We start from the raw sequence: 21,061 nt of genomic DNA, 5'->3' as shown, positions 1-21,061 counted from the left end.
TCAATAACAACAAGAAAGCAGCTGATCATTGTGATTGGCTGCTTTTACTCAACTAACGGGCAGTTTTGCTGAATAGATCTGCTGAGTATGTGGAGCATCTGGCCTCTCACGGTTGGTTGCAAACAAGAAAGATAAAAATCGTAAGGTAAAGGGGAGATCTTGCAGATACGATTGCGATTAAAAACTCCCCATGGCGCACATGCGTCATGGGGAGTTTTTAATCATTTTCATACGTTCAGGAGGGGCCGTGGTGAAATAGCGATGTCCTAATCACTTCGTTGGACAGACAGAGTGGAAAGACAGAGTTTTGTGTAAAAATGGCCACCGTCCGGGAACGGCCAGTCTTCGTATACATTTCCGAACCGACTTACTTGACCGGCCCCATCCAGGTTGAAATCGTCTTCTGCTGGTGCGGCAACGGCGGTTTCAACTTCCCGTTATCGATCAAATGCTTCAAAATATAAGCGACCAGCCGGCCTCCGCCGGTGTTGCCTCTCACCATATAAGCAAGCTGCGGCTCCAAATGCTTCGGCTGATTTTGCAGGAACAGGTTGAGCATTTTATCGTAGAGCTTGCCGACAGCAGGCGCGTACAGAGCGGACAAATCAGGCATTGCCTTGTTCAACCGATCCAACGTTTGCGGAGAGTCGATCCAAACCGCATTGAACTTGTACCCCTCTTCCGTCTTGCGGATGTACCCCTTCTCCAGCAGGAACGAATATTGCTCGGCGTTCTCTTCGTTGTCGGGCAGCTCCCCTTGTTGGAACGCATGACAAATCTCGACATTCCGGTATTCCAAGAAACGCCAATCCATCTGGCGGTCGCTCCAGTACGTATTAAATTGCCACAAGTATAAGGGAGTGTCTTCGACGTAGCGGAGCGACGGACCGAAGGTGACGTAACTACTCAAATCAAAACCCGGATCGGAACTGTGGCTCTGGTTTAACGCCGCATAGGCAATATACTGACCTCCGTCCTTTCGCATTGGTGCGACCGCATCGAAGTTTTCGCCCGCCGGCATGCTCCGCCATGATTGCTCCTCGACGTTCTTGGGCAGCAAGGTCCAGAGCAGGAAGTTATAGTCGCCGTCCGGAACGTACACTCCGCTATCCTCGACTTGCTGGCGAACTTCCATTAACGCGTCGAAATGAACATCGGCCACTTCGGCGGCGCAATCTTGCCAAAATTGATGACCGGCTACAGCCAACTCGAAGAGGTCCCAGACGATGGTATTGCTTTGATATTTGCCGGGAGAGGTTTGGGTGAGAAAATTGTAATCGGCCAGGTGCCGGACTTCGCCTTCCAGTAAAGACGGCGGCATTCCTAGCTCCTCCGCGATTTGATGTACGGTACGCGCCTTGTGATAAGCCGCGTAAACGATATTTTGCGCCAAGGCGCGTCCAAGAAAATCGTTGGTTTCGCCCAGACTGCCGGCCGAACCGGAATGGCCCATTTCCCCCATGCTGACCGGATTGACACTTAAAGTTCCTGTTGCACGCATACGTTTCATCCCTTTCCGTAACTTCTTTTTAGCCTCGCTCAAATGCCACTTCACCGTGTTGACAGGAATGTTCAGAGCAATCGCGATATCGCCGATTTTAAGCTCGTCGTAGTAATGCATGACCACGATCCGGCGATGGATGTCGGATAGAAACGCGACTTCTCGGCGCAGTTCGCGGTAAGCTTCGGTTACCAGCAGCCGGTCAAGCGGCTCCCGGGAAGGGGCGGCAGACAGTTCGGACATGCCGTTGATTTCAATCGCTTGGGGAGCGTGCGCACGCTTTTTCAACCAATTCACCCAAGTGTATCGGGCAACCGTCCAGACGTAAGCGTCAAGGCTTCTAATGTCCCGCACCCCAGAGAAGGATTTCAACAACTGCAGCATAATCTCCTGAGCCAGATCCTCCGCCTCGGCCCGCTGCTTGACCCGGTTTAACGCAAAACCGAAAATCGGTTTGACATAGCTCCGAATCGCTTCCGCCGCTTCTTTTCCGTTTTTACCAATTGAGTCCATTTTTTGCCTCCATAGTTGCATCTGTAATTCCTGACAATTATATAGTGTGCCAGGCGAAATAAAGGTTGGGATTATTTCAAAAAAAAATTGGACGTCCTACCGGATCGCTCATATATGTATAATTATTACAAACATCATGAGTAGATTATTTGAATAGTTAAAAAGACGTTATGAATTTTTTGTTAAGTATATTGGAAAAGAATTAAACAAGTTGAAGATTACTTTAGATGTAAAGGCCTCACTTTTAGTATATAAAGATACTTCTTTTCGGTTCAACTATGGGAGGATACAAACTAGGAGCACGAGCCAAAGTTCTTCTTCGGGGACTTGGGGTACTCCTTCGTTCCGTAGTTTACCAGGAGTGGTCTCGATTAATTATTCAAATGCATAATTGAGTTTCATTAAACTAACGGATGACAATAGGGATCGTTGCAAAAATGCTAACAATCCTTATTGGTATACCTTTAGGGGGGGGATGTACTCCAGAAAATACGGGCAAAAAAAAGCCCAAAAGGGCTACTTCCATAATTGTCATAATAAACTTTTCCTAGCACTCTCACTGGAAAAAAATTATATCCTTTAACTTTCCCTTGTAGGAGTATGGGTAGCAACTTTCCATTTACCTTCCTCATAGGTTAATGTTATTTTTGCAGAGAGCGACCCCTCATTGGCACGATACTTACTGACCTCTATGGCAATGTTATTATCTGATTGCTTCTCCTGCTTTTCAATTTTCAGTAAAATCCCTTTTAGCGTGTTTTCAGACTGTTCAGACAGTCCTTCTTCAATCAATTCTTCATAGGTTAGGCTATAAATTTTTACGTTATATTTGCTGTGAAGGTAATCCTCAATGCTTTTCTTATCAGAATCCTTTAATGGAATTCCTTTATCAAAATCCAATGAGATATACTCCATGTTTCCATTAAGAGCCGTATCTGTTGAAATTAACTCCTCCAACGCCATACGATATGGTTCACCTAGTTCATTCTGCTGACTAGAGCCAGTAACACCACCTGCGCAAGCTGATATTAAAAATAACGCTACAACACTGAGAATAAAATACATTGTCTTTACTTTTATGACAAACCCCTCCTTGGTACTCGTTACCTAAATAAACGTAATGATAAAAGAAATGTTGTATTTCAGTTTACAAAGCAGCCCAATTAGGGCTACCTAATTAAGTTAGCAAGTAGGGTAAATGGCAGGATCGTCTGTTGGCGGAACTGTAATATTAGAAGAATTTATGGTTTTAATAGGGGATAATGAATACTTATTATTCCAGATATATGCTACTCTCTTTTTATTCCATAGTTTTCTTAACGGAAAAAATGGAAATTTAAATATTGGGGGTAATTGCTTGCTTCTATCCGAACGATTGCCGATTGCAGCAAGTCTGTACCCTGAGGAACCTGCGTTAATGCGACATGGCCAAACGATGAGTTATGGGGAGCTTTACGGTTTAGTTGAAAGACTAGGTCATGCCCTGTATGTTGAAGGTCTCCGGGCGGGCGATCGATTTGCCCTTTTAGGTGATCCAGATCCCCAACTCGTCGTTGCGTTTTATGCAGCAGTTGGAATCGGTGCTATACCACTCGTGCCGTCTCCTTTGCTAACAGTGCCTGAACTCGCTGCGATATTTCAGGATGCAGAACCACATATGGTTATTCATGATGACCAACATGCTGACGCAGCTATTGCCACGGTAAAGCTTCTTGGGTATTATCCAAAATTGTTCACGACAGACGTAGAAGGGACGAAGAGCAGTTCGCTCGCTGCTCTTTTACAGCAGGAACCCGCGTTCTCTCCAAAAGACCATTTCAAACGAAGTGTAGACGATACGGCAGTCCTGATTTATACGGGTGGGACAACTGGTCGGCCAAAAGGGGTCATGCATTCGCATCGCGGAATGGCTGCTTGGAATCAACTTACGCCTTCTGCAGGCTTCGGTCATGATCTCAAGCGTCGTGTTTTAGTGCTCAACTTATCCCATCTGGTGGGTCAGTTCCAGCTGTGGGCGACCATGGCTGCCGGAGGCTGTCTTGTATTTCTAGACGAATACCCAGCGGATGTACACCGCATTATGGAAGCCGTTGAACGTGATCAGATTAAACAACTCAGCACAGTAGGCCAACTGCTTCGTGATCTTACCCGCGAGGCATCCGTAGGAGGTAGAAACTTGAAGAGTCTATCGCTTATTGGCTGCGGAGGGTCCATCATTTCCCCGGTTACACTACAGGAGGTCGTATCGAAATTTCCTGAAGTTATCATTGTGAATAACTACTCACAAGCGGAATGTGGAATGTCCATAAGCCGCCTTTTTCCTGCTCAGCATATGGAGGATCCTCATCGCCTTCGATCTGTAGGTCGTCCTGCTGATCTGGCTGCCCAGGGTGAGCAGGCCTTCGAAGTTCGGATATTAGATACGGACGGATGTGAGATAATGACGGGGGAGGCTGGAGAAATCGTTGTTCGAGGTGCACAGACCATGCTGGGGTATTGGCGCCAGTTGGAGGCTACTGCCGAGACCATGCCCGATGGCTGGATTCGAACTGGGGATGTCGGTTGTCTGGATGTCGAAGGTTATCTTTATGTGTTTGATCGCTTGAAGGATATGGTTATTGTGGGCGGTTCCAATGTGTTTTGTGCCGAAGTGGAGCATGTTATTGTGACTCATGAGGCGGTAAGCGAGGCGGCCGTAATCGGACATCCTCTTGCCGAAGAAGGCGAGGAACTCGTCACTTTCATAGTGTTACGGGACGGTGAAAGTTTAGATCTGACACAGGTGCGGGCGTTCTGTGAGCCACGCCTTGCTCCGTACAAATGGCCTACTCAACTGTTCATTGTTGATGCCTTGCCTAGAACAGCTGTGGATAAAATAGACAAAAAGCGGTTGCGCAAGCAGCTATCCTCAATTTCATCCGAAGAATTAGGCTAACGGGAATGCTGTTTAATAGCTGTTGGGCAGAATATTTATTGTTAGATCAACAAGAACAGCCCTTCAACTTCCTTTCGGAAGTGAAGGGCTGTACGTTTTTATCTCAACTGGTATGCAGGAGGGCGCGAAAATACCTTGTAGTGTTACCTCAAAATCGTAGTGGCCTGATTACCCGCATAATCCTCAATGACCAGTTTCAAAGAGCTGCTGCTGGACGCTGGTGTGAAGGTCAGTTCACTCAGCTTTGTTCTTCCCCGAATGATATACGGGAATTTCTGCGAAACGTAAGTGACTCCGAACTCGCGTGGCACCCCATTTTCATATACATAGATCTTGTACCAGTCTTCCAGATCGGGCAGGGCAAGTGTATATTTTCCATCTTTTACCGTAACCTTTTCCTTGGCGTATGGTGTAATCTGAAGATCTGCGAGCTGTCCGGTATGGGTAACCGGGTTCTGCCCGCCAATGGCGATGTTCAGCACATAATGTTCACCGTTGATCGGAAGTCCGGTCAGGACGGCAGATTGTTTTCCTTTTTTGACCTGAAGTGACTTGGTAAAGGGTTCTTTTGTATATTCGGTTTGTAGTGTGAGTTGAATAGACTCGTTGCCTTTTCCTTTGTCTTTATTTTTATCCTTGTCCTTATCCATATTCTTATCTTTGCCCGTATCTTTCGCTTTCTTCGGGTTTTTCCAGCTTACGATGGCATCGCCATTCTTTTTGAATTTCACATCAATATCCTGAACGGCTGCATTCAGATCGTAGGGCAGGACGGTTGCTTCACTTTCGGTACCATCTGCACCAACAGCACGTATGGACAGTTCACCAGAAGGCTGTTTTAGCGATTTGATATAAAAAGTAGAATCATACACGCCGCCAACATAGGCGCCATTTTCATATAAATTGTATTGTTTGACCTCTGAATAGTCCTTCATGTCCCATGCGACAACCAATTCATTGGTGTCGGTCAGTGCTTTGGGAATATGGAATCCGGTAGGTGCATCCGGTACAGCCGCTGAACCGTCGGAAATGCGGACCCCGCCAATATTCATCTGGTAATTCTCTATTGCCTCGCCATTCGGGTCAAAGGATAATCCCATAGCGGCAATGGTTTTTCCTTGATAGGCGCTCAAATCCAGCGAAGTTGTCTTCCAACCTGTAGTATGCTGGCCTGACTGAGGCACTTCCACATTGACCACGTTGGATGGATCATCCTCGAAGATCAGCCCAACATGCAGGGAAGAAGCATCGCTAGTTGACGGTTTGTTATACGTGAGCTCCAGTTTGGATTGTCCGTTGACGGACAGGTCGGTTTTGTACAGACGCAGGAAGTTCTCCGAGTTCAGTGTACCGTTCACCACGAGAGAGCTACCGCCATTGAACGCGCCAATGGAGTCATAGTTGTACCTTGCGCCTTTCTCATAAGATGGACCGTAGTCAAAATCAACACTGAGCTTGTCGCCTTCGCTATCCATCCACCATTGCCAAGTGACAGGGATATCCTGAATGTTGATATTTGACCATTCTTTATCGTTCGAGACAGCGCCGTCTTCATAATATTTCAGACCGTGGCCCGTATTGAAGCTGGTCGCAAAATTAGAGCCGTTGATGACGGAACGTTCGGTAAGATATGCAGCGATTCCATCCCAATTTGCACCGGAAGCATACACATCGGACAGATCGGCAGACGCATTACGACGTGCATCCGTAGGGTCCTGATTTGGACCAGACCACCACGCACGATCACGTACAAAGGTCATCCATTGGTACTCATCCTCAGCTCGATGATTGGTACTGCCATCGCCCATCTCTTCATCCAGGGCGTTGTGGGTGAAATCGGCACCCAATGTCGCGATACTATTCATGGGCTGACCGTTCTCATCCAGGTTATGACGCAGGTCGTAGGACTGCTTCCAGCGGCCGAATTTGTCATGTCCACCTTCGACACCAGCAAATACGGTTTCCAGTGGATCCAGTCCCAAGCTAAGGGCATGATCACGGGAATCGCGGAGCATCTTGTGGTTCCATACATAGTTCAGGAAGATGGAATCCGAGACTCTGCCGAGAACGGAATCTTGTACAAAGGGGCTGTTAAGCCCATTGAATTGGTTCTGGTATTGAATTTTGCCTGTTGTATTGATGGTGGAATCATACCACTGAACGTACAGGCCTTTATCTCTTAGATATTTCATGAATTTCTTGTAGGAAGCGATATCCTCAGGGGCTACACCCCGGGCAACCTCTTCCTGATTGAAGAAATATCCATCGTAGTTGTAGTATTCTGCCATCTCGGCCAGTTTCTCGGCCACAGGGAAATTACCGTTTTCATCCTGGATCAGCATTTGTTTATAGGTTTGAGGCCCACGGTCATTGTCCGAGAAAAAGATGTTAGCAATGGACTTAACGCCATTCTTATGGGCTGCATTGGTGTAGGCCGGATTCGGAATGTTCAAGATACCAAACTCAAAGTATTTCTCCGTCCACTCTTTACTCGGGTCATACAGCTCCTCAGGTACTCCCGCAGAGGCCATGCCGTGCCAATAGCTGTAGTAGTCTGTATATTGCCAATAATTAAACAGATACTGGCTGAATTCATTGGTATAAGGTGTGCTATCGAAGAATGCATTGCCGTAATCACCACTCATTGTGAACAGTTGGGTGTCCGGGCTGAGCTCAGGATATGCCTGTGTGGCAGCGAACGCTTCATTACGGGGCTGCAAGGGAACATGGGCACGAAGCAGGTCACCATGGATATCACTTTCCGGTGTCCAGTTCAGAATCTGGGCCGAGGTGTACCCGTGTTGATAGGGCTGATTCACCCCTTTGGCACTTTCACCGGTGTAAGGGAGCGTGTCTCCGGCATAAACGGATGATGCAACAACTTGTCCAAGCAGAGCCGTAGTAAGGACCATGGCGGTTACCTTGGGAATGATGCCTTTTGCTTTGAGTTTGCGTGTCATGCTGTTCCTCCTTCAAGTGGAATGAATGTAAGGTATTCTTTTACACAAAGCTAAACTTATGGTTAACGATAGTGGATGAAAGCGTTTTTAAATAGGGTGAAATTAAAGAATCGCTAGTACAAACTAAAGAAAAGTTCCAGGTGACAAGTTAATGTCAGAAGCCTGATGATATAATTCTATATAGTTAAACTAATCATTTACACGAAAAAGGAGAGGACAGAAAAAACTGGAAAAGCGAAGCGTTCGCCTAAAAGCTTTCTGAAAGAAAGCTGCATCGGAAGCATACGCTATCACCGGATTTTCCCTTGGGAGAAGAGAATCAAAGAAATCTGGGGATAACAGCGATTGGAAGGTTATTCTGTCATCGTAGTGTCAGTGTTAATAATCTTTAGTTCTACTTATATAGTCAGGAATACAGCATCGGAGGGAACATGCGACTTGAAAATTGTTAGCGTTTACAATAATTTCTTTAAAAATAATATGTTTATGAAAATGCTCCTGATTTTCTCGATGATATCCATTGTCACGATCATTACATTGTCTTATATCATCTTCCTGTCAGTGTCCGACTCCACGATTCGCCGGGAACTGGCGATCCAGAAAGCGGCGATGGAACATGTGGATCGATACATTCATCAGCAGTATGAATCGGTACAGAATATGGTGAGGGATATGCATCAGAATGAGGCACTGTCCGCCAACATTACTTATCTGATGAATCATTCGTACGCTGAATATGTTCAGCACATGACCAATGGATATTATGCTAATCAGGATGACTATTCGGCCGATGTGTTGAAACATTTTCAGAACATTATGGATCGTAATTCGCAGATTAACCAACTCATGTTGTATAGCGCTGAGCAGCAGGATCTGTCTACCTTTAATCAACACAAGCAGTTCCGCAAGCTGGACGCCAATGTGGCTCATTCCTATATTCCGGACGTGATGGCGATGGAAACGCCCAATATCAGTGCACCCAATTACTGGATTCGCAAAGAGATTAATCAATGGGACCCTGCGCTCTACTCCATTCGCGTACCGATTAACAATACACAGACTCTTCGGAATCTGGGCCAGTTTCTTGTCTTCTTTGACTCGGAGGGAATCGGTAACGCGCTGGATAACTACGAGAGTAATCTCAAGGGAGAAATCGTGGTGTTATCGGCGAAAGGGACAGTGTTATTTGACTCCAACAATCATTATTACGGGAAGAAGTATCCCTACGTGAATGTGGCCGATTCCCTGTTTGATCAGACGGATATGGATTCGATGAAAAAGGAGCAGAACATGTATGTGAACAAGTTTGTCTCCGCGGATCAGGGTTATGTGGTCATTGGCACCGTTCCGGTAGAAGAGATGGCTGAAACCTATGCGGGCATTCGCAATACCATCATCTCGATCAGTATTGTGTGTATTTTATTTGCTGTGCTGGTTCCGGCGTTTTTCATTATTAACTTTGCCAAACGAACTCGTCGAATTATCCGCTTTACGCAGAAAGTGAAATACGGCAACTTGACGGCTCGCATCGACGATCCGCGAGATGATGAACTGGGGCAGATCTCCCATAGCTTCAACGACATGCTGGATGAGCTGAATCTGTATATTGAACGAGTCTACAAAGCCGAGATCAAACAGAAGGAGACCGAGCTGGTCGCATTACAGGCGCGCATCAACCCGCATTTTCTCTACAATACGCTTGAAGTGATTCGGATGAGGGCGATATCCCAGGGGGCGAGAGATGTTGGCGAGATGATCTATAGTTTATCCGTATTGTTCAAGAGCCTGGTACAGCAGAAGAAAAATTATACGCTGAAGGATGAGATGGAAGCTTGTCGCTTGTATCTGGAGTTATTCCGAATCCGCTACAAGGATATTTTCATATATACGATCCAGATCGATGCTGCTTATTATCAACACCCTGTGGTGAAACTTTCGCTGCAACCCATCATTGAGAATTATGTCGTACATGGCATTCAGACAGAACGTTCGGATAACCGATTATCAATTGTTGTGGAAGAAACAGATGATGTGGTGCAAGTGGAAGTCAGAGATAATGGCAAAGGCATTGATCCAGCACGCCTGACGGAAATCCTTGAAGAACTGGAACGTCCTGAAGAGTCTGGTCAGATGTTCGGGCTGCGCAGTGTCCATAGTCGATTGCGCTTCCTGTATGGGCCAGAGTTCGGTATCACCATAGAGAGCACCCTCGGAGAAGGAACACGGATCAGGGTGCGTTATCCACATACAGAAGGGACAGGTGTTTAACATGTACAAGGTGTTTATTGTGGACGATGAGCCATTCATCATTGAAGGCTTATACGATATTGTGGATTGGTCTTCATTTGATATGGAAATTGTGAGCCATGCAGGTAATGGGCAAGCAGCTTTACAAGCGCTCTCTTCTCAGCCTGTGGACATTCTGATCACAGATATATCCATGCCACTCATGAATGGTCTCGATCTGATTCGGGAAGCAAGGCGTGTACAACCTGAGATTAAGGTCATTATACTGAGTGGTTTCAATGAGTTCGAATATCTGAAGGAAGGTATGCAGCTGGGGATCGAAAATTATCTGCTCAAACCGATTAATGTGGAGGAACTGGAATCCACGCTGAGCAACACCGCGTCCAAGCTGGATCATACGGTATCACCTCAAGCCGATGATGCGTATGGCATCCAGATTCTGAAAGATAACATTCTTCATCGATGGCTTACGGGACAGATTGCAGCTACCGAATTTGAAGAACGTGCCCAGTTTATGAACCTTTCGCTGGATGCACCGGACGTTGCTGTGGCCATTCTGCGTGACAAAGGGCAAGTACCCGGCATGTTTGAACGTGTAGAAGAGATGCTTAGAGACAGACGCCATCTGAACGTATTTCATGATATCGATGGAGACATCGTCATTATTGCCAATATTCAGGGTACGAGTGACGAGGAACAGAAGTTGATGGATGGCCTGCAGGCATTATCTGATGAGATAACCGTAACCCATCCGGCGGTGCGCATTGGAGCAGGCAGAATGATGAAAGGGCTGTACCATGCGCCGACCAGTTATGCCGAGGCCAAAAAAGCACTCCAGTATGTGATGATCTATCCCGACCTTAAAGTCATCGACCATGGCATACTGGAAAGGTGCGGAAGTTCAACAGCGACCTTTTTCATTGATTGGAGGGAATACGCCAAACTCATTCTGTCCCGCAATACAGAACAACTTGCCGACCGGATTCGTATGGATTTTGAACAGCATCGCGATGGGCTTACGCCTGGGGAGTTACAGAATACCGCACTGGAAGTTGTGATTCGCTTCAAAATGGAACTGGAGAGCATCAAACACTCGGATGAGTCTGCCATATACCAACAAGGGCTTCAACTTGTACTGGACAGTGGTACTTTTGATGAACTCGTGCGGGCGCTTCAGCAGGTTGGGTCGCAGACGATCCAATCCCTATTGCAGGATCTGAAGAATCCGATTGTAAACCAAGTGCTTCAGCATATCGACAAACACTACGCAGAAGAGCTTTCACTGAAGCTGCTGGGTGCCCACTATCATCTGCATCCGGTGTATTTGGGACAATTGTTTCATAAGGAGACCGGGGAGACGTTTGCCGAATATATCAACAAATACCGGATTGAACGTGCGAAGGAGCAACTACGCAATTCCAATCTGAAGGTACATGAGATCGCCCGAAATGTGGGGTATTGGGAGACAGGGTATTTTTATAAACAGTTCCGCAAATATGTAGGAATTTCACCGACTGATTTCAAGGTGTTTGGTTAATTCGGTGACGGGTAGATCCAACTATGCGGACAGAGAGCCAAGAGACATATCGGGAACAGGAATGGCATGGATGAAAATCATGGCATACGTTACCCGGCATGTCTCTTTCATGTAAGCGATTTAATTAAACAGGTACAAAATAGTTGTCCAAGGATGATTTCTCTTTAATTTGTACCTCGAAAACTTAAGTTTATCTTCTTTTTGTAAATGCTTTCATTCGATAAGGTTAAAGCAGTTAGTAAGTAGAGCCTAAGGGAACACGAAAAGGGAGGATCAAAGAAATGAGTAAACAAAGAAAACGCTTCTCACTCGTTCTTGCATTGTTAATGGCCGTTACACTTGTTCTTAGTGCCTGTGGAGGAAGCAAAGATGCTTCGGAATCTGGGGGAGCTGGAGATGACGCGGTAGAGTTGATCTGGTATACCATCGGTACCCCTCAGAAAGACGTCAACAAAGTGATGGAAGAAGTGAGCAAGTATACCAAAGAGAAAATTAATGCCACGGTAACAATGAAGATGGTTGACTGGGGTGACTACCCGCAGAAGATGCAGGTTAACGTAGCATCCGGTGAGCCAATGGACATTCTGTTCACTTCTTCTGGTGGATTTGATTATGTACAAAATGCCAGAAAAGGTGCATTCCTTGAACTGGATGACCTGCTTGCTGAATACGGTCAGGATCTTACCAAGACCATTGATCCTGCATTCCTCAGCGGTTCCAAGGTAGACGGACACAATTACGGAATTCCAGCCAACAAAGAGCTGCCTCAACAAGAGGTATGGCGCTTTAACCAAATGCTGGTTGATAAATACAAGCTGGACATCTCTGGCGTTCGTACGTTAGACAGTCTGGAGCCTTTACTGAAAACGATCAAGGAAAACGAGGCGAGTGTAACACCATTTGCCATGGATAAAAACTACGTTCCTTACGTGCCATATGATTATGTCATTCAGAATCTGCCAATGGCAATCAAGCTGGATACAACAGACTATAAGCTTGTAAACATACTGGAAACGCCTGAAATGAAAGAAGCACTAACCACGATGCACAAGTACTACAAAGCCGGTTATGTATCGGCAGAAGCGGCAACAACAGGTTCCACGAACGACCTGACAACATCGGGCAACTGGTTCCTGGATCGTGCACAGACTCAACCGCTCGCGGACAATCAATGGTCTGCAAGTTACGGTTATCAAGTTGTTTCAACACCTGCAAGTGAAGCAATTATAACGAATACATCTGTACAAGGCTCCATTATGGCGATCTCTGCCAACTCGGAATATCCGGAGAAAGCGATGGAGTTCCTGAACCTGCTGAATACAGATCCTGTGCTGCGTAATATGGTGGATTCCGGTATCGAGGGCACACACTACAAAAAAGTGGATGACACGCATATGGAAAATCTGCCTGAATCGAAAAACTACGATATGCCTTCATACTCCCTTGGGAACAACATGCTGCTCTATCTGAACAGCAATGACCCGGATAACAAATGGGATGAGTTCAAGAAGTTCAACGCTGAAGGTGTCAATTCCCCGATCCTCAGCTTTAACTTTGATGCAAGCAATGTATCTGCCGAACTAACGGCGGTACAGAACGTGAAAGAGCAATATTGGGCAGCACTGATGACAGGTACACTGGACCCGGCAGCCAATCTGGATCAAGTGATTGAGAAGTTCAATCAAGCCGGACTGGAGAAAGTAATGGCTGAAGCCCAAAGCCAGCTGGATGCCTGGAGAGCGGAAAACAAGTAACAGTACATCGTAAGGATCGGGCGGCTGCTTATCGCGTCCGGTCCTTTTTCATTCAAGCCTGAAGGAGGATCTCCACAATGACTACATTTTTGAAAAACCTGATTAGAAACCGAGTCATGCTGCTCATGGTGCTGCCAGGCGCCATCTGGTTCTTCTTCTTCTCCTACTTGCCACTTGTGGGCACAGTGGCTGCTTTCAAAGAATATCGATTCAGCCGTGAAGGGTTCTGGGCAAGTCTGATGAAGAGTGAATGGGTTGGCTGGGACAATTTCAAATTCCTGTTCAGCACAAGTGACGCATGGCTCATTACACGCAACACCCTCTTTTATAACATCGCCATTATCTTCCTGGGACTGGTATTTGCTGTGGCATTGGCAATCCTGCTCTCGGAACTAGTGAATAAACGACTCGCCAAACTGTATCAAACTGGTATGTTTCTGCCGTATTTTCTATCCTGGGTTATTGTTGGTTACTTCGCATTCAGCTTCTTGAGCATGGACCGCGGGATGTTGAATCAGATTATCGGCTGGTTTGGGATGGAACCAATTCAGTGGTACTCCGAGGCGAAATATTGGCCGTATATTCTGGTATTCGTAGCGTTATGGAAAACCATCGGTTATAGCAGCGTTGTCTATCTGGCTTCCATACTGGGGATTGATAAATCACTGTATGAAGCAGCCATGATTGATGGAGCAAGCAAATGGCAGCAGATTCGCAATATTACGATTCCGTTGTTGTCGCCCATCATCACGATTATGACCTTGCTGGCCGTAGGCCGCATTTTCTATGCCGACTTTGGACTGTTCTATCAGGTGCCAAGGGATTCGGGTACGCTTTATTCCGTGACAAATGTTATTGATACGTATGTATATCGTGGTTTGAAAACTAGTGGTGAGATTGGGATGAGTACAGCTGCCGGATTGTATCAATCCGTGGTGGGTTTTGTGCTTGTTATTATCTCCAACTATGTGGTCCGCAAAATCGATAAAGACAGCAGCCTATTCTAGGACAAGGGAAAGGAGTGAACCAATATGGCTCAAGCAAGGCTCGTTAAAAAACGCGACTTCCACCACGTATCCAGCGGCTGGAACGTGATCATGAACATCATCGCCGGTCTATTCGCTCTGATCTGTGTATTTCCTTTTGTATTTGTAGTCATTATCTCGTTTACGGACGAGAAAGCACTGGCCCGTGATGGGTATCGTCTGATTCCGGCAGAATGGAGTCTCGCGGCATATCAGTTTGTCTGGCAGAGTGGGGACACGCTGCTGCGGGCGTATGGAGTGACCATTCTGGTGACGGTACTCGGTACCATCATCAGTCTGATTCTCATGTCGCTGTATGCGTATGCGATTTCACGCAAGAGCTTCAGATACCGGAGATTTTTCTCCATCTTTGCGATTCTGACCATGTTATTCAACGGCGGGATGATTCCAACTTATATGGTCGTATCCCAGCTGCTTGGGTTGAAAGATACGTTATGGGCACTGATTCTGCCGCTGGCGATGAATGCCTTCTATATTATGATCCTGCGTACATTCTACTCCACTAGTGTGCCGGATGCAGTCATTGAATCGGCCAAAATTGATGGCGCCGGTGAGTTCTATACCTTTATGAAAATCGTGATTCCACTCTCCTTGCCGGGACTTGCAACCATCGGGTTGTTCAGTACACTCGGTTACTGGAATGATTGGTTCAATGCGCTATTATACATCGATAATCCGAATCTGGTACCGCTGCAATCCATGTTAATGCGGATTGAGTCGAGTATCCAGTTTATCCAGCAGAACTCTGCTAACAGTTCGATGAGTCTGGCAGCCATGCAGTCCATTCCGCAGGATACGTCCCGAATGGCGATGGTTGTGCTTGCTACGTTGCCGATTATATTCGCTTATCCGTTCTTCCAGCGTTATTTCGTACAGGGTCTGACGGTGGGCGCGGTCAAAGAATAACCGGATCACGTTATAGGATTGGAGAGATGCAGATTGATGACTTACAAGGACCAAAGCAAATCCGTAGAGGAACGGGTACAACACCTGCTTAGCCTGATGACTACGGAAGAAAAGGTAGGCCAACTTACGCAGCCATTTGGCTGGCAGACCTATACGAATGATCAAGGGAACATTACGTTAAATGAATCCTTTAAGCAGCAAGTGGAAAATGGGGGCATCGGCTCCCTTTACGGTGCGCTTCGGGCAGATCCGTGGACTGGCGTTACGCTGGAAAATGGACTATCCGCCAGAGAAGGCGCTGAGGCGGTTAATCTGATTCAACGTTATGCGGTAGAGCATTCCAGACTGGGGATTCCCATCCTGATTGGGGAAGAGTGCTCGCATGGTCATATGGCCATTGACGGAACGGTCTATCCTGTCCCCCTTTTACTGGGGAGCACCTGGAATGTGGATCTGTATCGGGAGATGTGCCAGGCAGTAGCAAGGGAGACACGTGCTCAAGGTGGTGCGGTCACCTATTCTCCGGTACTGGATGTTGTGCGTGATCCGCGCTGGGGACGTACCGAGGAATGTTTCGGTGAAGATCCGTTTCTCATTGGAGAACTGGCAGTTGCTTCCGTGGAAGGGCTTCAGGGTGAAAGTCTGGACCGTGGAGATACAGTGGCGGCAACGCTGAAACATTTTGTTGGTTACGGCAGCTCCGAAGGTGGACGTAATGCAGGGCCTGTACATATGGGCTGGCGTGAACTGCTGGAAGTGGATCTGTATCCATTCCGCAAAGCGGTGGAAGCTGGCGCGGCGTCGATCATGCCGGCGTATAACGAAATTGATGGCACGCCTTGCACCGTGAATACGGAACTGCTGGAAGATGTTTTGCGTAAGGATTGGGGCTTTGACGGTCTGGTCATTACGGATTGTGGTGCGATCAACATGCTGGCAAGTGGGCATGATGTCGCAGCAGATGGAATGGAAGCTTCCATACAGGCGATTGAAGCAGGCATCGATATGGAGATGTCCGGTGAGATGTTTGGGCAATATCTGGTGCAGGCGTTAACAGAAGGCAAGCTTGATGTGCAGGTTCTGGATCAGGCAGTCTCTCGCGTGCTGGCGTTGAAGTTCAGACTGGGCTTATTCGATCAGCCTTACGTGGATGCCGATCGTGCAGCAGAAGTCATTGGCAGTGAAGCGCATGTTCAGCTGGCACGACAGTTGGCTGCGGAAGGCGTTGTACTTCTCAAAAATGAGGCTGAAACGCTACCTCTATCGATAGCAAATGTGGGTCGGATTGCCGTCATTGGTCCCAATGCGGATCAGGCCTACAATCAACTGGGTGATTACACGTCTCCGCAACCGAAGTCGAAAGTGGCGACGGTACTGGATGGGATTCGCAGTAAGCTGGCTAATCATGTGGAAGGGCAAACGGAGAAGAGTTCTGTTGGTCCTTTGAGTGGTGACAGTAGTATGGATGAGGTGTTATATGTACCAGGCTGCCGGATCAAAGGTGATTCGAAAGAAGGATTCGAGCGTGCGATCGAAGTTGCCAGTCAAGCGGATACGGTCATTATGGTGGTTGGCGGTTCCAGTGCACGTGACTTTGGAGAAGGAACGATTGATCTTAAGACGGGTGCTTCCAATGTATCGGATAACTCCTGGAATGATATGGAGTGCGGCGAAGGGATCGACAGGATGACGTTGGGTCTTGCCGGAGTACAGTTGGAACTCATTCAGGAGATTCACAAGCTCGGCAAGAAACTTGTCGTTGTTTACATTAACGGTCGTCCCATCACTGAACCTTGGGTGGATGAACATGCACATGCAATTCTGGAGGCGTGGTATCCGGGTCAAGAGGGAGGGCATGCCATTGCAGATATTTTATTCGGTGATGTGAATCCGTCAGGCAAATTGACGATCTCCATTCCGAAGCATGTCGGCCAATTACCGATCTATTATAACGGCAAACGTTCCCGAGGCAAGCGTTACCTCGAAGAGGATCTGGAGCCACGTTATGCATTTGGATACGGACTTAGCTATACCACATTTGAGTACAGTGAACCGCAGCTGAGTGCTGAGTCCATGACAGCTGATGATTCAGTTACGGTATCGGTGAATGTGACCAACACCGGCCGTTATGCAGGTGCAGAAGTTGTACAGATGTACATTGCTGACGTGGTCAGCTCACTGACTCGTCCCGCCAAGGAACTGAAGGGTTTTGCAAAAGTGAACCTGGAGCCTGGAGAGACACAGACCGTGGAATTCCAAATCGGAGCCGAGCAGTTACAGTATATTGGTCGTGACTTGAAGCCTGTTGTTGAACCGGGAAAATTCCATATTCATATCGGCAGCAGCGTAAACGATACGCAAATGGCCGAACTGACCGTAAGGGAGGCGTAAGATTTTGGAACGTATCAGACGATTTATTCGCGAGTTGTCCGAACATCAGTGGCTGGAGCAATTGCAGCTGCGCAGCTGGGGCATTACCCGCGCTTATTATAATGTGCCAGGACAGTATGAGGATCAGGGTGAGTACCCGGAAGGCCAAGATTTTGATCGTTTTCCGAGCAAACAGGGAACGACTTATTTTTTTAGAACACGTCTGGAGATCCCTGCTACATGGCAGCAAGCACCTTATGGGCTTGTATTTGAAACAGGCGGAGAAGGTTTGCTTCGGGTAAATGGGCACTCTTATCAGGGCCTTGACCGCAATCATACCTACGTCACGCTTGATCCGTCCAAAGTCGGAAACGCTCCGGAACTTGAGATTGAGATGTTTGATCCGGTACCTGAACCTGTAGACCCGTTGAATCAACAGGCGGTTATTCAGCCACCGATCACATCAATTACGAGCTTGCTGGTGAGACCCAATGAAGCGGTTCGTAGTCTGATGTATACCGTCATTATTGTACGTGATTCGGCTGTGTTGCTACCGGAAAGTGACTTTCGGCGGGTTCGCCTGTTAGAACTGGTGTATCGTGCGATGGATCAATTTGTAGGCATGTCTGCAGAAGAGATTGAGCAGGGAGAGGGTATTCGTCAGATTGAGAATAATCTGAAGCATCATGTGCGTGAGATTGGCGGCAACGCAGAAGGTCTGGAGCATATGGTGGGACAATCCCATATTGATATTGCCTGGCTGTGGCCTGTACGTGAGACGGTTCGCAAAACGAGCCGTACCTTCTCCACCGTGGATGCACTTATGAATGAATATCCCGACTATGTCTATTCCCAGAGTCAGCCCTTATTATATGCATTTCTGAAAGAGCATGATCCTGAGTTGTATGCACGAGTGAAGCAACGGATCGCAGAAGGACGTTGGGAACTGGTTGGCGGCATGTGGGTTGAGCCGGATCTGAACATCCCGAGCGGAGAGTCCCTGATACGCCAGATGTTGTATGGTCAGCGTTTCTATATGGAGGAGTTTGGCAAGACGTCACAGATTGAGTGGTTGCCGGATACATTCGGGTACTGTGCCTCACTGCCGCAGATTTTGAAGCATGGCAATGTGGAGTATTTCATGACAACAAAGCTCGGATGGAATGACACAAATGTGTTTCCGTACGATCTCTTCCACTGGGTGGGTATTGACGGCACACCGATCCTGTCTTACCTCAATCATGGTGTTAACGAGCATACGTTGCCGAAGGACATTCATGATCACTGGCAGTCCTACCGTGAGAAAGCCGCGCATCCGGAGCACATGCTTCTGTACGGACACGGAGATGGAGGCGGTGGCGTAACACGCGAGATGCTGGAGTATGTGGATCGCGCAGACCTAATGGTAGGTCAGCCCGCCAGTCGATATAGCACAGCTGGAGCTTTCTTTGCCGGAATTGAAAAGGAGCAACCTGTACTGCCGAAGTGGCATGGCGATCTGTATCTGGAGTTACACCGGGGAACCTACACGACACATGCGCGCAATAAGCGCAACAACCGGAAAGCGGAGGTTCTATATCGAGAAGCTGAGCTGTGGAATACACTCGCTCTGCCAGATATGGAGGCGAATACCGAAGTTCAAGTGCGTTCAGCACTGCATGACGGCTGGAAATTAATTTTGCTGAATCAATTCCACGATATTATACCGGGATCGGCGATTACGGAATCCTACGTGACTTCGAATGAGGAATATGTACAGGTTTTTGAATTGGGCAGAACCGGACTGGATCAAGGCGTTTCAGCATTAACAACGGGTATCAACACAGAGGGGCCAGAAGGTTCAGTAGCCTATGTTGTATTCAACAGCTTGGGCTGGAAACGAAGTGCAGTCGTTCAATTGGCTGTGCAGGATGGCTTGGATCGCTACGGCATCGATGAAAAAGGTCAGCGCCTGCGGATGGATCGGGAAGATGGCAGTATGTCTATTCTCGTGACAGACATTCCGGCGTTTGGATATAAAACGATTTGGCTGGTACCGGAAAATACAAGGGAAACGAATGTACGGGAAATGAAGAACCTTGCCACACAACCAACCTTTAATGATACATGGGATACGGCCTTTTATCATGTGCAGTTCAACAAACGTGGGGAGATCATCCGCCTGTGGGATAAAACCGCAGAGCGTGAGATGTTGAAGCCGGGTGAACGGGGCAATCAACTTCACTTCTTCCACGATCGTCCAACGCTCTGGGATGCATGGGATATCGACAGTCGTTATGAAGAACAGATTGCTGGCGAAGTGGAACTGTTGGAGAAAAAGCTGGTGCTGGCGGGTACAACGAAGGATATCCTGCGTTTCCACTGGAAGCTTCATCAATCGGTGATTACACAAGATATCGTCTTTTATCATGACTCACGGCGAATTGATTTCCAGACACAGGTGAACTGGAACGAGAATCACAAACTTCTGAAAGTTGGTTTCCCGATTGATGTGGTGACTTCCAAGGCCACATTCGAGATTCCATTTGGCGCACTGGAACGTCCAACACATCGCAACACAAGCTGGGAGCAAGCCCAGTATGAAGTCTGTGGACATCGCTTCGCGGATGTATCCGAATATGGATACGGCGTGAGCCTGCTCAATGATTGCAAATATGGGTACGACGTGCAAGGAAGCACCATTCGTTTGTCCTTGCTGCGAGCACCAAAATGGCCTGATCGCACCGCCGATCTGGGAGAACATGAATTCACCTATTCCCTGTACCCACACGACGGAGACTGGCGAACTGCACACACCGTACGTCAGGCCGCCGAGCTGAATCATGAGGTGACAGTACAGCAGGTGCAACAAGAGCAGCAAAAGGGTCAGATACAACAAGAGCAGCAGATAGAGCAGGTACAGCAAAGCGGAGGGACTGAAGTCGGTTCAACCACAGATGCAACTGCAAATGCGGCACCTGTACGTCCAGCAACCGGAGCATGGATTAATTTTAATAGTAATCATGTCATTCTCGATACGGTCAAAATGGCAGAGGATGGGCGCGGAACAGTCCTTCGTTTCTATGAATCATCAGGCAAACGCGAAAACATCACATTGCAATGGCCACATGCGTTTGAGCAAGCCTATCACTCCAACGCACTTGAAGAACCGATCCAACCACTGGCCCATACCCATGGCCAGATTACACTATCTTTTAAACCTTACCAAATACAAACCGTGCTACTGCGGTAAACCTTTTTGAAATATTTTTGAGCTATACATGTTCAACTAAACATTTACACGATAACGGAG

The 21,061-nt window shown here is 47.4% G+C and carries 11 protein-coding genes; 8 read left to right on the top strand and 3 right to left on the bottom strand.

Annotation, left to right across the window (positions count from 1 at the left end; genetic code table 11):
• Window positions 1–367: 367 nt before the first annotated feature.
• Window positions 368–2,014, bottom strand: a complete 1,647-nt coding sequence (locus BLS69_RS25510) for an RNA polymerase sigma factor (protein WP_176873021.1) — start codon at window positions 2,012–2,014, stop codon at window positions 368–370.
• A gap of 579 nt (window positions 2,015–2,593) precedes the next feature.
• On the bottom strand, window positions 2,594–3,079 hold the full coding sequence (locus BLS69_RS25505) for a hypothetical protein (RefSeq protein ID WP_091037854.1): 486 nt from the start codon (window positions 3,077–3,079) through the stop codon (window positions 2,594–2,596).
• A 292-nt stretch (window positions 3,080–3,371) separates the two neighbouring features.
• Between BLS69_RS25505 and BLS69_RS25500 the strand changes: the two genes are divergently transcribed.
• Complete coding sequence (locus tag BLS69_RS25500; protein WP_176873019.1) at window positions 3,372–4,949, top strand: class I adenylate-forming enzyme family protein; 1,578 nt, start codon at window positions 3,372–3,374, stop codon at window positions 4,947–4,949.
• A 143-nt stretch (window positions 4,950–5,092) separates the two neighbouring features.
• Here BLS69_RS25500 and BLS69_RS25495 read toward each other — a convergent pair whose 3' ends face one another.
• Window positions 5,093–7,909: an endo-beta-N-acetylglucosaminidase gene (locus tag BLS69_RS25495; RefSeq protein WP_091037851.1), complete on the bottom strand. Its 2,817-nt coding sequence runs from the start codon at window positions 7,907–7,909 to the stop codon at window positions 5,093–5,095.
• Window positions 7,910–8,347: 438 nt separating this feature from the next.
• Here BLS69_RS25495 and BLS69_RS25490 point away from each other — a divergent pair, with 438 nt between their 5' ends.
• The 7 genes from BLS69_RS25490 (at window position 8,348) to BLS69_RS25460 (ending at window position 21,001) form a co-directional block, all read left to right on the top strand.
• Complete coding sequence (locus tag BLS69_RS25490) at window positions 8,348–10,177, top strand: sensor histidine kinase (RefSeq protein ID WP_091037849.1); 1,830 nt, start codon at window positions 8,348–8,350, stop codon at window positions 10,175–10,177.
• Between the two features lies 1 nt (window position 10,178).
• A complete protein-coding gene (locus BLS69_RS25485) occupies window positions 10,179–11,693 on the top strand; it encodes a response regulator transcription factor (RefSeq protein ID WP_091037848.1) in 1,515 nt (504 codons plus the stop codon).
• A gap of 281 nt (window positions 11,694–11,974) precedes the next feature.
• Window positions 11,975–13,447 (top strand): ABC transporter substrate-binding protein, encoded by a 1,473-nt coding sequence (locus BLS69_RS25480; protein ID WP_036673370.1) that lies wholly within the window; start codon window positions 11,975–11,977, stop codon window positions 13,445–13,447.
• A gap of 77 nt (window positions 13,448–13,524) precedes the next feature.
• Window positions 13,525–14,454, top strand: a complete 930-nt coding sequence (locus BLS69_RS25475) for an ABC transporter permease (protein WP_091037846.1) — start codon at window positions 13,525–13,527, stop codon at window positions 14,452–14,454.
• Window positions 14,455–14,478: 24 nt separating this feature from the next.
• Window positions 14,479–15,399 (top strand): carbohydrate ABC transporter permease, encoded by a 921-nt coding sequence (locus BLS69_RS25470; protein WP_091037844.1) that lies wholly within the window; start codon window positions 14,479–14,481, stop codon window positions 15,397–15,399.
• Window positions 15,400–15,435: 36 nt separating this feature from the next.
• Window positions 15,436–17,790: a glycoside hydrolase family 3 N-terminal domain-containing protein gene (locus BLS69_RS25465; RefSeq protein ID WP_091037841.1), complete on the top strand. Its 2,355-nt coding sequence runs from the start codon at window positions 15,436–15,438 to the stop codon at window positions 17,788–17,790.
• A gap of 4 nt (window positions 17,791–17,794) precedes the next feature.
• Window positions 17,795–21,001, top strand: a complete 3,207-nt coding sequence (locus BLS69_RS25460; protein ID WP_091037840.1) for an alpha-mannosidase — start codon at window positions 17,795–17,797, stop codon at window positions 20,999–21,001.
• Window positions 21,002–21,061: the final 60 nt, after the last annotated feature.

It is taken from the genome of Paenibacillus sp. CF095 (assembly GCF_900101225.1).
Taxonomy (GTDB): Bacteria; Bacillota; Bacilli; order Paenibacillales; family Paenibacillaceae; genus Paenibacillus.
This window is presented reverse-complemented; position numbering and strand designations above follow the sequence as displayed.

What these genes read in the sequence shown, in the direction of transcription:
- BLS69_RS25510 (WP_176873021.1), bottom strand. Translation starts at nt 2,014, where the DNA reads ATGGACTCAATTGGTAAAAACGGAAAAGAAGCGGCGGAAGCGATTCGG.
- BLS69_RS25505 (WP_091037854.1), bottom strand. Translation starts at nt 3,079, where the DNA reads ATGTATTTTATTCTCAGTGTTGTAGCGTTATTTTTAATATCAGCTTGC.
- BLS69_RS25495 (WP_091037851.1), bottom strand. Translation starts at nt 7,909, where the DNA reads ATGACACGCAAACTCAAAGCAAAAGGCATCATTCCCAAGGTAACCGCC.
- BLS69_RS25485 (WP_091037848.1), top strand. Translation starts at nt 10,179, where the DNA reads ATGTACAAGGTGTTTATTGTGGACGATGAGCCATTCATCATTGAAGGC.
- BLS69_RS25480 (WP_036673370.1), top strand. Translation starts at nt 11,975, where the DNA reads ATGAGTAAACAAAGAAAACGCTTCTCACTCGTTCTTGCATTGTTAATG.
- BLS69_RS25475 (WP_091037846.1), top strand. Translation starts at nt 13,525, where the DNA reads ATGACTACATTTTTGAAAAACCTGATTAGAAACCGAGTCATGCTGCTC.
- BLS69_RS25470 (WP_091037844.1), top strand. Translation starts at nt 14,479, where the DNA reads ATGGCTCAAGCAAGGCTCGTTAAAAAACGCGACTTCCACCACGTATCC.
- BLS69_RS25465 (WP_091037841.1), top strand. Translation starts at nt 15,436, where the DNA reads ATGACTTACAAGGACCAAAGCAAATCCGTAGAGGAACGGGTACAACAC.